Source organism: Kluyvera intermedia, from assembly GCF_021440345.1.
GTDB lineage: Bacteria > Pseudomonadota > Gammaproteobacteria > Enterobacterales > Enterobacteriaceae > Kluyvera > Kluyvera intermedia_A.
Map to the genome: position 1 here is coordinate 12,610 of NZ_JAKCNS010000094.1, position 14,602 is coordinate 27,211.

Below are 14,602 nucleotides of genomic sequence, written 5' to 3' on the forward strand. Positions count from 1 at the left end.
GGCGAATTATGCGTATTATCCACAGATGCAGAGAATACTTCGACATTTTCAAAATGGAACAGCGTTATGAGTGCAATCGAGCCTGGAATGATTCTCCTTGCCTACCTTTGCGGCTCAATCTCCAGTGCCATTCTGGTCTGCCGCATTGCGGGGTTCCCTGATCCTCGCAGCAGTGGCTCGGGTAATCCTGGAGCCACCAACGTTTTACGTATTGGCGGTAAAGGCGCTGCTGTAGCCGTACTGATTTTTGACGTCCTGAAAGGGATGCTTCCCGTCTGGGGCGCGTACGCGCTTGGCTTATCCCCTTTCTGGCTTGGGCTGGTCGCTATCGCCGCCTGTCTGGGCCATATCTGGCCGGTATTTTTCCATTTCCATGGCGGAAAAGGTGTCGCCACCGCATTTGGCGCAATAGCCCCTATCGGCCTGGATTTGACCGGCGTTATGGCGGGCACCTGGCTGCTCACCATTTTGCTCAGCGGCTATTCTTCGCTGGGTGCCATCGTCAGCGCCCTGGTGGCGCCGTTTTATGTCTGGTGGTTCAAACCGCAATACACCTTTCCCGTCTCCATGCTCTCGTGCCTGATTCTGCTGCGTCATCATGACAACATTCAGCGTCTGTGGCGGCGCCAGGAAACGAAGATCTGGGAATGGTTTAAAAAGCGTAAGCAAAAAGACGCAGAATAGCGTAAGAGTTGGTGTAGCCCGGCGTCGCGACGCTCAGCCGGGTTACGGTAGATCAGGCGGCCGGTAATTCAGCCAGCGGCCAGCGCGGACGAACGGTCACGCCCAGCGAGGAATTCGCGCCCGTTTTCAGCCGCACCATTCCCGCATAAGCAATCATCGCGCCGTTATCGGTGCAGAACTCAGGACGTGCGTAGAACACTTCCCCGCGACGTTTTTGCATCATTTCAGCCAGTTTCGCCCGCAGCGTACGGTTAGCGCTCACGCCCCCCGCCATCACCAGACGTTTAAAGCCGGTTTGATCCAGCGCGCGTTTGCACTTGATCATCAGCGTATCCACCACCGCATCTTCAAACGCCCGGGCAATATCAGCGCGGGTTTGGTCGTCATTGTCGTTATTACGGATCGTGTTGGCGGCGAAGGTTTTCAGGCCCGAGAAGCTAAAATCAAGCCCAGGGCGATCGGTCATTGGGCGTGGGAAGACAAAACGCCCTTCCGTCCCCTGCGAGGCCATTTTTGACAGCATCGGGCCCCCCGGATAATCCAGCCCCAGCAGCTTCGCCGTTTTATCGAAGGCTTCACCGGCGGCGTCATCGATAGACTCGCCCAAGAGCGCGTATTCGCCAATACCGGTCACGCTAATCAGCTGCGTATGGCCGCCGGAAACCAGCAGCGCCACGAACGGGTATTCCGGTGGATTGTCTTCCAGCATCGGCGCCAGCAGGTGCCCTTCCATATGGTGTACCGCAATGGCGGGGACATCCCACGCGAACGCCAGCGAACGACCGACGGTTGCGCCGACCAGCAGCGCGCCAACCAGCCCAGGGCCAGCGGTATAGGCCACTGCATCAATATCTTTTGCCGTCAGATTGGCTTCTTTTAACGCCGCCTGAATCAACGGAACCGTTTTACGCACGTGATCGCGCGAGGCCAGTTCAGGAACAACGCCGCCGTAATCAGCGTGTAATTTCACCTGACTATACAGTTGGTTGGCTAACAGACCTTTTTCATCGTCATAGATCGCGATGCCGGTTTCATCGCAGGATGTTTCAATACCCAGTACACGCATGGCTAGATTTACCTCGTTTCAATACCGCGCAGTGTAGGGCGAATAACCCGGGATGTAAAACTTTGCTCACCCCTGGACGTCACTTCGTGTATACTCCTCACCCTTAAAAAGTCTATTTCAAAAAGAGCATCGGTGCTTTACAAAGCAGCAGTAGTTGCAGTAAAATTCCGCACCATTTTGAAATAAGCTGGCGCCGATGCCAGCGGCAAACCGAATTTATAAAGGTGAGAGTTACATGCCGGTAATTAAAGTACGTGAAAACGAGCCGTTCGACGTAGCACTGCGTCGCTTCAAACGTTCATGCGAGAAAGCAGGTGTTCTGGCAGAAGTTCGTCGTCGTGAGTTCTATGAAAAACCAACGACCGAACGTAAGCGCGCTAAAGCTTCTGCAGTGAAACGTCACGCGAAGAAACTGGCTCGCGAAAACGCACGCCGTACTCGTCTGTACTAATCTCTTGAGGGCGTCAGCTCTCAATTGTCAGACCGAGTTGTAGTTGCAAGGCCGTGCTTCCGAAAGGAATGCGCGGCTTGTTTTCGTTTATACGTCATTAAAATAAACGGGGCCTATGGCTGGACGAATCCCACGCGTATTTATTAGTGACCTGCTGGCGCGCACCGACATCATCGATCTCATCGATGCACGGGTGAAGCTGAAAAAGCAGGGCAAGAATTACCATGCGTGCTGTCCATTCCATAATGAAAAATCCCCTTCTTTCACCGTAAATGGTGATAAGCAGTTTTACCACTGCTTCGGCTGCGGCGCGCACGGTAATGCCATCGACTTTTTAATGAACTACGACAAGCTCGAGTTCGTTGAAACCGTTGAAGAACTGGCGGCCATGCACAATCTTGATGTGCCGTATGAAGCCGGAACGGGCCTGAGTCAAATAGAGCGTCATCAACGACAGAATCTCTATCAGCTCATGGATGGATTGAACGCGTTTTATCAGCAATCCTTCGCCCAACCCAACGCCGAGCCTGCCCGCCAGTACCTGGAGCAACGCGGCCTCAGTGCCGAGATTGTTCAGCGTTTTGCTATTGGTTTTGCACCGCCAGGCTGGGATAACGCATTAAAACGTTTCGGCGGAAATGTCGACAACAGAAAGCTGTTGCTCGATGCCGGAATGCTGGTCACCAACGACCAGGGTAGAACGTACGACCGTTTCCGCAATCGCGTGATGTTCCCGATTCGCGACAAACGAGGCCGGGTAATTGGTTTTGGTGGCCGTGTACTCGGTAACGATACGCCGAAATACCTGAACTCCCCGGAAACCGATATTTTCCATAAAGGTCGCCAGCTGTATGGCCTTTATGAAGCCCAGCAGCACAACGCTGAACCACCGCGTCTGCTGGTTGTCGAAGGTTATATGGATGTCGTCGCACTGGCGCAATACGGTATCAACTATGCCGTTGCCTCGCTGGGCACTTCGACCACGGCTGACCACATCCATATGCTATTTCGTGCGACAAACAACGTGATTTGCTGTTACGACGGCGACCGCGCCGGGCGCGATGCTGCATGGCGTGCATTAGAAACCGCCATGCCGTACATGACCGACGGCCGTCAGCTACGCTTTATGTTCCTGCCCGACGGTGAAGACCCGGATACGCTGGTACGTAAAGAAGGCAAAGAGGCTTTTGAGGCACGGATGGAGCATGCACAACCGCTCTCCATGTTCTTATTTAACAGCCTACTGCCACAGGTTGACCTGAGTACGCCAGATGGTAGTACCCAGCTCGCCGCACTGGCCTTGCCGCTTATCAGTCAGGTTCCAGGCGATGCGCACCGTATTCACCTGCGCCAGACGCTAGGGCTGAAGTTAGGGATTTTCGACGACGCCGCGCTTGATCGTTTAATGCCAAAACAGGCAGAAAGTGGTGTCGTACGCCCGACTCAACAGCTAAAACGCACGACCATGCGTATACTTATAGGGTTGCTGGTGCAAAACCCCGATCTCGCGCCGCGGGTGCCACCACTCGCCGGGCTCGATCCGAAAAAATTGCCGGGCCTGAAGCTATTTTCCGAACTGGTAAATACCTGTTTAGCCCAGCCCGGTCTGACCACTGGTCAACTTTTAGAGCAATATCGCGGGACAAATGAAGCCGCGACCCTTGAAAAACTGTCGATGTGGGACGATATAGCAGATAAGGATATTGCTGAAGAAACCTTCACCGACTCGCTCAACCATATGTTTGATTCGTTGCTTGTACTGCGACAAGAAGAGTTGATAGCTCGCGATCGCACACACGGTTTAAGCAGCGAAGAGCGCCGGGAACTCTGGACACTGAACCAGGAACTGGCCAGGAAATAGACAAAAGACAAAATCATTCACGTTGTATCAAGGCGGCAAGTGAACGAATTCCTGGGAGTGTACATCAGCACATGACCAGGATTCGGGAATACAGCTAACGCAGAGACAACGTGAAAGATAAAGTATTTAACGGCTTAACTGCCGAATACCTATCGGGTAGCCCCCGACAGCCGCACCGAGGCGCAGCGGCATTAATATAAGTACGCCCTCGCATTAAATGTCGGCGGTTCGTTCGCCGGCCGACACCAATCAAATGAATTAAGTGTGGATACCGTCTTATGGAGCAAAACCCGCAGTCACAGCTCAAGCTTCTTGTCCAACGTGGTAAAGAGCAAGGCTATCTGACCTATGCCGAGGTCAATGACCATCTGCCGGAAGATATCGTCGATTCAGATCAGATCGAAGACATCATCCAAATGATCAACGACATGGGCATTCAGGTGATGGAAGAAGCGCCGGATGCCGATGATCTGTTGCTGGCTGAAACCTCCAACAACACTGATGAAGATGCAGAAGAAGCGGCTGCACAAGTTCTGTCCAGCGTGGAATCTGAAATCGGGCGTACTACTGACCCCGTGCGTATGTACATGCGCGAAATGGGTACCGTAGAGCTGCTGACCCGTGAAGGCGAAATCGACATCGCCAAGCGTATTGAAGACGGGATCAACCAGGTACAGTGTTCCGTTGCCGAATACCCGGAAGCAATCACCTATCTGCTGGAACAGTACGATCGCGTTGAAGCAGAAGAAGCACGTCTGTCCGACCTTATCACCGGTTTCGTCGATCCAAACGCTGAAGAAGACATGGCGCCAACCGCGACTCACGTGGGCTCCGAACTGTCTCAGGAAGAGATGGATGACGACGAAGATGAAGAAGAAGACGACGACGACGATAGCAGCGACGATGACAACAGCATCGACCCAGAGCTGGCGCGTGAAAAATTCGGTGAGCTGCGTACTCAGTACGAACTGACTCGCGATACGATCAAAGCCAAGGGCCGCAGCCACGCAGCCGCTCAGGAAGAGATCCAGAAGCTGTCTGAAGTCTTCAAGCAATTCCGTCTGGTACCGAAACAGTTCGACTACCTGGTTAACAGCATGCGTACCATGATGGACCGCGTGCGTACCCAGGAACGTATCATCATGAAGATGTGCGTTGAGCAGTGCAAAATGCCGAAAAAGAACTTCATCACCCTGTTCACCGGCAATGAGACCAGCGATACCTGGTTCAACGCGGCTATCGCAATGAACAAACCATGGTCTGAAAAACTGCACGATGTGGCGGATGACGTTCACCGTGGTCTGCAGAAACTGCGTCAGATTGAAGAAGAAACCGGCCTGACCATCGAGCAGGTTAAAGACATCAACCGTCGTATGTCCATCGGTGAAGCGAAAGCTCGTCGTGCGAAGAAAGAGATGGTTGAAGCGAACTTACGTCTGGTTATTTCTATCGCCAAGAAATACACCAACCGCGGTCTGCAGTTCCTTGACCTGATTCAGGAAGGTAACATCGGCCTGATGAAAGCGGTTGATAAGTTTGAATACCGTCGCGGCTATAAGTTCTCCACCTATGCAACCTGGTGGATCCGTCAGGCGATCACCCGCTCTATCGCAGACCAGGCGCGCACCATCCGTATCCCGGTGCATATGATTGAGACGATTAACAAGCTCAACCGTATCTCCCGCCAGATGCTGCAGGAAATGGGTCGTGAACCAACGCCGGAAGAACTGGCTGAACGCATGCTGATGCCGGAAGACAAAATCCGTAAAGTGCTGAAAATCGCCAAAGAGCCAATCTCCATGGAAACGCCAATCGGCGACGATGAAGATTCACATCTGGGTGATTTCATCGAGGATACCACCCTCGAGCTGCCGCTGGATTCTGCGACCACCGAGAGCCTGCGTGCTGCCACGCACGACGTGCTTGCTGGCCTGACCGCCCGTGAAGCGAAAGTTCTGCGTATGCGTTTCGGTATCGATATGAACACCGATCACACGCTGGAAGAAGTGGGTAAACAGTTCGACGTAACCCGCGAACGTATCCGTCAGATCGAAGCGAAGGCGCTGCGTAAACTGCGTCACCCAAGCCGCTCTGAAGTGCTGCGTAGCTTCCTCGACGATTAATATTTCTCGTCAATTGAACGTAAAACGCCACCCTATCGGGTGGCGTTTTTTATGTCTACAATCTCATACACCCGGAATCAATATTTCCCCTACCGGAATTAACCACGTAGAGATCACATAACTCGCCAAAGACACTGCGTATTAATCATTATTTTTTCATTATTAAAGGCTCAACCATTTATAAGCGATAATAATATTTTATCTACCTAACTATTTCAAAAAAACAAGTCACACATGTTAGTAGTGCAATCCATCCCCTTCTCGTAAAAATGCTTCAATCGCTCACACTTAAACCATTAAATACATTAAAATCAATACGTTGAAATCATAAGATTTCGTTCCCACCCCATGTTTTCTACCCATCACTCAGACTAAATACTCGCAGAATTTATCAAGAAAATTATTCAAGATGCGAACCCCACCATTAATAATAGTAAGAATCATCCTAATGAGGTTGTTAAAGCACCTAGCCTGTGGTAAAAAAAGTCAAAATAAAAAATACGTCAAATTACACAATTATTCATTTGATTGTATCAATACATTAGCTGTGCTTTAGAGGCAGGGTGTTCTTTTGCCTTTTTAGAATTAGTGATGACTTCACTCCATCGGATTGGTCGGTACATCCGCCGCTTTACACCCCAACGCAAGGGCTTTGGTTAAGGGAAATGACACGGGCTATACGTAAGTAGAAGGACATGGAACTGTCGACTCAACAGGCTCCAGCACACAAAAAGCTAGCAAAGGCGCAGGCCATTATTCTCAGTCATAAAAGCCACATCATCATCCCTGGGATAAACAAATCGAATTTCGATTATTACCGCGTTAGCAATTAAAGATCTGCACGCGCTGGCGGTACTCGCCAGAGCTTCTTAATGTTGAAAGTGAAATGTTTAAAGATAAAGTAAAGGAATTGGTCAGCACACTGCGTGCCCGCACCTGTAAAATCAATCTTGCCTGGATACAGCAGCATCTCGCCCGCATCATTATTGTGGCCCCTATGTCGTTGTTGGTTGTCTATCTGCTGATCTTCAGCCAGCCGCGCTATATGAGCGAATCCACGGTCGCCGTCAAACGTCCTAGCGATATCGAAGGCAGCAGCCTCAACGTCGGCCTGTTGCTGGGTGCCTCTAACCCAAGCTCTGCGGAAGATTCCCTCTATCTGAAGGAATACATCAACTCGGCGGATATGCTGCGTGTGTTGGATAAAATGCTCAATTTCCACGATGCGTGGAGCCAAAGCGGGCTGGATTTTATCAACCATCTGGCGCAAAACACGACGGCCGAACAATTCCTTAACTACTATCGTGACCGTATCTCCATCACCTACGACGATAAAGCAGGGCTACTGGCTATTCAGACTCAGGGATTCACCCCAGAGTTCGCCCAGCTTTTCAACCAGGCGGTGCTGAAAGAGTCTGAGCGCTTTATCAACGAGCTGTCGCACCGTATCGCCCGTGACCAATTGAACTTTGCGCAAGAAGAATTGCAGCAGGCACGCCTGCGCCTTGATAACAGCAAAGCCGAGCTCCTGGCCTACCAGAACAAAAACAATGTCCTCGATCCGGAAGCTTCTGCCGTTGCAGCCAGCACGTTAATCAATACGTTGATGGCGAAGAAAATTGACCTGGAAGCAGAGCTGCGCAATCAGCTGACCTATCTGCGTGAAGATGCCCCGCAGGTAGTCAGTACCCGTAACTCAGTCAACTCATTGCAGGCGCAGATAGACAAAGAGCAGAGCAAAATTACCGCGCCTGGAACCAACAAGCTCAATAGCATGGCTGCCGACTTTGAAGAGATCAAAGCCCGTGTCGCCTTTGATACCGACCTCTACAGCATGGCGCTGAAGGCAATCGAGAAAACCCGACTTGAGAGCGCGCGTAAGTTAAAAGTTCTGTCCGTGATTAGCTCACCGCAGCTCCCTGAAGAGTCCAGTTATCCCAATAAACTCTATCTACTGGCTAGTTGGCTGCTGGTATGCAGCCTGCTGTTCGGCACGGTGAAACTGCTGCTTGCCGTCATCGAAGACCATAAAGATTAAAAGTAAAACGAGCATACAAGTGACCATGAAATTAGTGAAATCGGCGCTGGTGATTCTGGCATGCCAGGCCGCAGCGGCCAGCGCAGTCGGTATCAGCGCCGATCCGAATCTTACCGGTGCGGCACCGCTACCCTCGATAATCTCGGGAAAAAGCGGCGAGACACCTGTCGTCTCTGGCTTTGACGACACGCCATCACCGCTACCAGCCGTCGAGAACAGCCGCATGTTCGGCGCCCAGTTGTTTACCGCCACCAGTGCTGCCGGAGGCACAAGCATCGGTTTTAACCCGAGCTATGTTATCGGCCTCGGGGACACCATTCAGGTACGCCTGTGGGGTGCTTTTAACTTTGAAGGCGCGCTGACCGTCGATCCGAAAGGCAATATTTTCCTGCCTAACGTCGGGCCGCTAAAAGTTACCGGCGTGACGAATGCCCAGCTGAACAGCCTGGTTGAAAGCAAAATCAAAGAAGTCTATCAGGCTAACGTGAACGTCTACGCCTCCTTGTTACAGGCTCAGCCAGTCAAAGTCTTTGTCACCGGCTACGTACGTAACCCAGGCCTGTACGGTGGCGTGGCGTCTGACTCACTGCTCAACTACCTGAGCAAAGCCGGCGGCGTCGACAGCGATCGCGGCAGCTACGTGGATATCATCGTTAAACGCGGCACGAAAGTACGTTCTCGCGTGAATCTGTATGAGTTCCTGCTCAACGGCCAGCTTGGCCTGTCGCAGTTTGTCGATGGCGATACCATCGTCGTTGGCCCACGTCAGCACACCTTTAGCGTTGAAGGCGACGTTTTTAACGGCTACGACTTCGAATTTGCCAATAGCAGCATTCCGGTGACAGAAGCCCTGAGCTGGGCGCGACCTAAGCCGGGTGCCACCCACATGACCATCATCCGCCAGCAAGGCACGATGAAGCGCAGTGAGTATTTCCCGCTGAGCTCCGCGGCAGGCCGCATGTTGCAGGATGGCGACAAGCTGATCATCAGTTCAGATCGTTATGCGGGCACAATCCAGGTGCGTATTGATGGCGCTCACTCCGGCGAGCACGCTGTAGTACTGCCATATGGCGCGTCAATGCGTCAGGTGATAGCGCAAATTCGTCCGAACAGCATGTCGCAGCTCAATGCCATTCAGCTCTACCGTAGATCGGTCGCCGAGCGGCAGAAAGAGATGTTAACCGTTTCGCTGCAGAAGCTGGAACAAGCATCGCTTTCCGCCCAGTCAGCCACCCAGGAAGAAGCCCGCCTGCGCATGCAGGAAGCGCAGCTAGTCAGCCGTTTCGTCGCTAAAGCCCGTACCGTCGTGCCTAAGGGTGAAGTCGTGCTTAACGAAGCGAATATTGATTCCGTTCTACTGGAAGACGGTGACGTTATTGTCATTCCAGAGAAGAGCTCACTGGTGATGGTGCACGGGGAAGTTCTGTTCCCGAACGCCGTCAGTTGGGAGAAAGGAATGGATGCTGATGACTACATCAAGAAATGTGGCGGCCTGACTCAGAAGTCCAGCAAAGCGAAGATCATTGTTATCCGCCAGAACGGCGAAACGCTGAGTGCCAGCGATGCTGGATCGCTAAAACCGGGCGACGAAATTATGGTTCTGCCGAACTACGAGACCAAGAACATCGAAGTTACGCGTGGGATTTCGACCATCCTGTACCAGTTGGCGGTCGCCGCGAAAGTGATCCTCGATTTTTAAGTCTGACTTTTGATGTTCACGCTCTCCCTGTGCAGACAGGGGGAGCGAACCCGACAACCTGGGCGATATTTTTTCACCATCCAACCCATCGAATTAGGGACATAGATATACATGCTGGGCATTTATTCCTCAGGCATTTGGCGCATTCCATTCCTCGACAATTTACTGCCGGGTAATCGCGTCAAGTTAAGCACCCGCGCGCCCATTCCGGAAGGGGTGACGGCGGTGGCTGTCTGGGGCTACCGCCCGAGCGCGCAAAAGCCGGTCGAGCTGGCGACAGAGGCCGGGCTACCGGTCATTCGACTGGAGGACGGTTTTATCCGCTCCCTGGGGCTGGGTGTAGAAGGTGCGCCGCCGCTATCGATGGTTATTGATAACCAGGGGATCTACTACGATGCCTCAACGCCCAGCGAACTCGAAGCATTAATTAAAGATAGCGCTGGCAACGCATGCCATCACCAGCAAGCACGCGACCTGATGAAGGCTATCGTCGATAGCGATCTCTCGAAATACAACAAGGCGCCACCATTTTCCCCTCCGGTTACGATGGCCCCTTGCGTTCTGGTGGTTGATCAGACCTTTGGCGATGTCTCGGTCAGTAAAGGCAATGCTGATGCTGATGCTTTCCGCCGGATGCTCGATACCGCCTGCGCGGAGAACCCGGACGCTGAAGTCTGGGTCAAGGTTCACCCCGACGTGCTGTGTGGCAAAAAAGCCGGGTACTTCGCCGGACTAAAAAACAACGCCCAGGTACGGCTGTTCGCTGAAGACGTTAGCCCACAATCGCTACTGCGCCACGTCAAACATGTCTATGTCGTTACATCCCAGTACGGCTTCGAAGCATTGTTAGCGGGTAAGCCGGTAACGTGCTTTGGCCAACCCTGGTATGCCGGATGGGGGCTGACCGACGACCGCCATCAACAGGCTGCCACGCTCGCCGCCCGACGCGGCAACGCAACGTTAGTCGAGCTGTTTATCGCGGCGTATCTGCGCTACAGCCACTATCGTCATCCAGTGACCGGCAGCGCGAGCACGCTGGGAAGCGTCGTGGCCTGGCTGAACCAACAGCGCCAGCATCGCCTTACCCGTACTGGAACGCTATGGGCTCCAGGGCTCAGTCTGTGGAAAAGTGCCATTCTCAAACCTTATTTACAGACCAGCGATAACCGGGTTCGTTTTGCCAGCCAATGCCCGACCGCCACGGCGTTGATCGCCTGGGGGACGCGCGGAGAAGCGCGATGGCAGCAGCAGGCAGAGCAACAAGGGCTGCCGTTATGGCGGATGGAAGATGGGTTTATTCGCTCGTCGGGCCTCGGCTCCGACCTGCTCGCTCCGCTGTCGCTGGTGCTGGATAAAACCGGTATTTATTACGATGCCACGCGCCCAAGCGACCTGGAAAATCTGCTCAATGCCAGTCAGCTGAGCCTAAGCCAACAGCAACGTGCGGATACTCTGCGCCATTCACTGGTTGCGCATAAGCTCAGCAAATACAACCTCGGCGAAGATTGGCAACTTCCGCCGCAGGCACGGGGCAAACGTGTGTTGCTCGTACCCGGTCAGGTTGAGGATGACGCCTCCATTGCGACCGGCGCACTGTCCATCAATACCAACCGCGATCTGCTGCGCACGGTGCGTGAACGCAACCCGGATGCCTTTATCGTTTTTAAGCCGCATCCGGATGTCCTGGTTGGCAACCGTAAGGGCGCGGTCAGTGGTGATGACGTGGCGAAGTGGGCCGACTGCCAGGCTCTGGATGCCGATATTATTCAGTGCATTCAACACGCCGATGAGCTGCATACCATGACGTCGCTCTCGGGTTTTGAGGCGCTGCTACATGGTAAGAAAGTGTTCTGCTATGGCCTGCCATTTTACGCCGGATGGGGGCTGACCCATGACGAACACCACACCGACCGCCGAACTCGCCGGCTGAGTCTTACTGATTTGGTGTGGCAGGCGCTTGTCGCCTACCCGACCTACATTCATCCGCAACGGCTGGAGCCGATGGCGGTTGAAGAGGCGGTGCAGTGGCTACGCAACGCGCCACGTGGCGAGATGAAGGTGAGCCAAAAGAGTATTGGTCGCCTTGCCAGGCAATATCGAAAGTTGCAGATGTTTTACAAAGTGCGATTCGGCTGACGCCGTCGACAAAGATGCAAGGGAAAATGATGCATAACGCGACCGTAAAAAAACTGCTGGCAGGTAAAAAATACCTGCTGCTACAGGGGCCGATGGGGCCATTCTTTAACGACGTTGCAAACTGGCTGGAAACGCTGGAGCGCGAGGCTGTTAACGTGGTTTTCAACGGTGGTGACCGTTTTTACTGTCGCCAGCGTAACCACCTGACCTATCAGCAGACTCCGCAGGAGTTCCCTGGCTGGTTAAAAGAAACCTGGCAGTCCTACCCTTTCGATACGATTCTTTGCTTCGGCGACTGCCGCCCACTTCATCAGGCCGCTCGCGCATGGGCGAAGGCAAAAGGCATCCGTTTTCTTGCCTTCGAAGAAGGGTACCTGCGACCGCACTTTATTACCGTTGAGGAAGATGGCGTTAACGCCTTCTCACCTCTGCCACGAGATCCTGACTTTTATCGCGCACTGCCTGATATGCCACCCCCGCAGGTTCAGCCTCTGAAGCCATCCAGCGGTAAACGTTATGCCCACGCCTGCTGGTATTATCTGGTGAGCTGGCGCTCGCGTCATGAGTTTCCAGCCTACCGTCACCACAAATCGTTCTCCCCCTGGTACGAGGCCCGCTGCTGGACCCGCGCCTGGTGGCGTAAACACTGGTATGGTTTCAAGCAGCGCAAAGTTCTCGGCAAGCTGCAAACCACGCTGGATCAGCGCTATTATCTGGCGATCCTACAGGTTTATAACGACAGCCAGATCCGCAATCACAGTCCCTATAACGACGTTCGCGATTATATCAACGACGTGATGTTCTCGTTCTCACGCAAAGCGCCGATGAGTGAGTTTCTGGTGATTAAGCATCATCCGATGGATCGCGGCCACCGTCTGTACGGCCCGCTTATCAAACGACTGAGCAAAAAGTATGGTGTGAAAAACCGGGTGATTTACGTGCACGATCTGTCAATGCCGGAGTTATTAACGCACAGCAAAGCAGTGGTGACGATTAACAGTACGGCGGGGATTTCAGCGTTGATTCACAACAAACCGCTGAAGGTGATGGGCAATGCCCTGTACGACATGAAAGGCCTGACGTATCAAGGGCACCTGCACCAGTTCTGGACGGCGGGGTTTAAACCGGATATGAAACTGTTTAAGAAGTTCCGTGGGTACTTGTTGGCAAATACCCAGGTGAATGCGGTGTATTATGGTGGAGGACTGAAAATTGCTGAAACTGAAAAATATCAAAAAGCTACAGTGATAATTTCTCAGTCCCAGCAACAATAAGTTAAAAAATTTCGACATCACCATTTTTAAGGGTAATACGATTATTTATAGGATAAATAAACTCTCGATAATCGTAATAGATATGAAGTTTAAGATCAAATGAGCCTTCAGGTAAATGAAGTTGGACATCAAACCCATTTTTCCAGTATGAAACCAACAATTTATCAAATCTTTTATTCAACGATACTGAATATGATGAAGTTTCATTGAAAAATTCAATTTCTGCGTAGACTTTATTTATCTTTTTTTCATCATCAAATGAGCCAAGAACCCGCGTTATATATAGCTTATTTCCATCAAGTAATAACTTTACATCAATTGCATTTCTTACAACAGCAGGCTGCCCAGTCACTAATTGAATCACTTTGCTAAATTGCCGTTTTACAAGCTCCATAGCTGAGCCAGAATGCTCCATATCCTTTAACATAGCAACATTCATGCCAGAATATGACTTTAGAGGAATCCCTCGAGTATTATCAAAATCGTTTTCTGCAAATGAATACGTAACATTTTTATTTTTTATAGATGGCAAATACTCAGAAAAACTATAATGCTTTCTTACATCAACACCAAGGCTAAACCTCATAAGTGCATTCTGAGCATCATAATCATATAATTCAAGTTGCGGGATATCAATAAAAAAAATGGAATCCTGAAATATATCTATATAATCAATAGCAATGCTCCCACCTTTTGAATTCCCATAGAAAATCACATCGGATGTATTTATATTATATTTCTCAATGAGCTTATTTATGAATTCGGAAACCACTGGTTTTATTAAATCACCAGAAGTAGTTTTAAACATATAATTACCAAAGACGCTCTCTTTATCCTGAAACGCAACAATCAGTACGTTCTTTAATCTAGATTGAAGTGAAGTCATAGCACTGAGGCGATAATTAATATTATCAAAATTACTTACCCCAGGGAAAGTGACAAGTATTTTACTTGGTTCAACTGTTTCACCACTTAATGAGTAGTAAATGTTACCCTTCCCAGAATGATACTCTTCAATACCATATTTTTCATCAAAAGCGAGTTGGTCCGGGTGGTATACCTTCCCTTTGCAAAATATAAGTTTTACTTCGTCAGGATTTGCTTTTAATGAAAAAACATCACCATTATTCATAGGAATATTAGTGAACCACTTACCTTTTTTTCCAGAAACGGGAATCTCTTCATCATTTACAACCAAGACAGCTCTGATAGATTCATCTGATTGTTTAAACTTTATGTTGGCAAAGACATCTAGGGTTTCATTCATTAT

General features: G+C 51.1%; 10 protein-coding genes. 8 read left to right on the forward strand and 2 right to left on the reverse strand.

The genetic code is table 11. The features are described from left to right. The first annotated feature begins 66 nt into the window (after window positions 1-66). Complete coding sequence (gene plsY / locus LZ634_RS20110; RefSeq protein WP_234508367.1) at window positions 67-684, forward strand: glycerol-3-phosphate 1-O-acyltransferase PlsY; 618 nt, start codon at window positions 67-69, stop codon at window positions 682-684. Window positions 685-736: 52 nt separating this feature from the next. On the opposite strand, the gene tsaD is transcribed toward plsY, so the two are convergent. Next, on the reverse strand, window positions 737-1,750 hold the full coding sequence (gene tsaD, locus LZ634_RS20115; protein ID WP_234508368.1) for a tRNA (adenosine(37)-N6)-threonylcarbamoyltransferase complex transferase subunit TsaD: 1,014 nt from the start codon (window positions 1,748-1,750) through the stop codon (window positions 737-739). Window positions 1,751-1,985: 235 nt separating this feature from the next. On the opposite strand from tsaD, the gene rpsU reads away from it, so the two are divergent. From rpsU to LZ634_RS20150, 7 genes are all read left to right on the forward strand, one after another. Beyond that, window positions 1,986-2,201 carry a 30S ribosomal protein S21 gene (rpsU, locus tag LZ634_RS20120; RefSeq protein ID WP_001144069.1) on the forward strand — a complete coding sequence of 72 codons (216 nt, stop codon included), beginning with the start codon at window positions 1,986-1,988 and terminating at the stop codon, window positions 2,199-2,201. 115 nt (window positions 2,202-2,316) lie between these two features. Continuing rightward, window positions 2,317-4,062 carry a DNA primase gene (gene dnaG, locus LZ634_RS20125; protein WP_234508370.1) on the forward strand — a complete coding sequence of 582 codons (1,746 nt, stop codon included), beginning with the start codon at window positions 2,317-2,319 and terminating at the stop codon, window positions 4,060-4,062. A gap of 278 nt (window positions 4,063-4,340) precedes the next feature. Next, window positions 4,341-6,185, forward strand: coding sequence for an RNA polymerase sigma factor RpoD (rpoD, locus tag LZ634_RS20130; RefSeq protein ID WP_234508372.1), 1,845 nt, complete (start codon window positions 4,341-4,343; stop codon window positions 6,183-6,185). Window positions 6,186-7,071: 886 nt separating this feature from the next. Next, window positions 7,072-8,223, forward strand: coding sequence for a capsule biosynthesis protein (locus tag LZ634_RS20135; RefSeq protein ID WP_234508373.1), 1,152 nt, complete (start codon window positions 7,072-7,074; stop codon window positions 8,221-8,223). A gap of 25 nt (window positions 8,224-8,248) precedes the next feature. Then, the gene (locus LZ634_RS20140; protein ID WP_071681890.1) at window positions 8,249-9,922 is read left to right on the forward strand and encodes a polysaccharide biosynthesis/export family protein; all 1,674 of its coding nucleotides are present in this window, start codon (window positions 8,249-8,251) and stop codon (window positions 9,920-9,922) included. 111 nt (window positions 9,923-10,033) lie between these two features. After that, window positions 10,034-12,058 (forward strand): capsular polysaccharide biosynthesis protein, encoded by a 2,025-nt coding sequence (locus LZ634_RS20145; RefSeq protein ID WP_234508375.1) that lies wholly within the window; start codon window positions 10,034-10,036, stop codon window positions 12,056-12,058. Between the two features lie 29 nt (window positions 12,059-12,087). Continuing rightward, window positions 12,088-13,332: a capsule biosynthesis protein gene (locus LZ634_RS20150; protein ID WP_234508377.1), complete on the forward strand. Its 1,245-nt coding sequence runs from the start codon at window positions 12,088-12,090 to the stop codon at window positions 13,330-13,332. Between the two features lies 1 nt (window position 13,333). On the opposite strand, the gene LZ634_RS20155 is transcribed toward LZ634_RS20150, so the two are convergent. Further along, window positions 13,334-14,602, reverse strand: a 1,269-nt coding sequence (locus LZ634_RS20155; RefSeq protein WP_320673658.1) for a hypothetical protein, incomplete at its 5' end; no start/stop codon positions are given.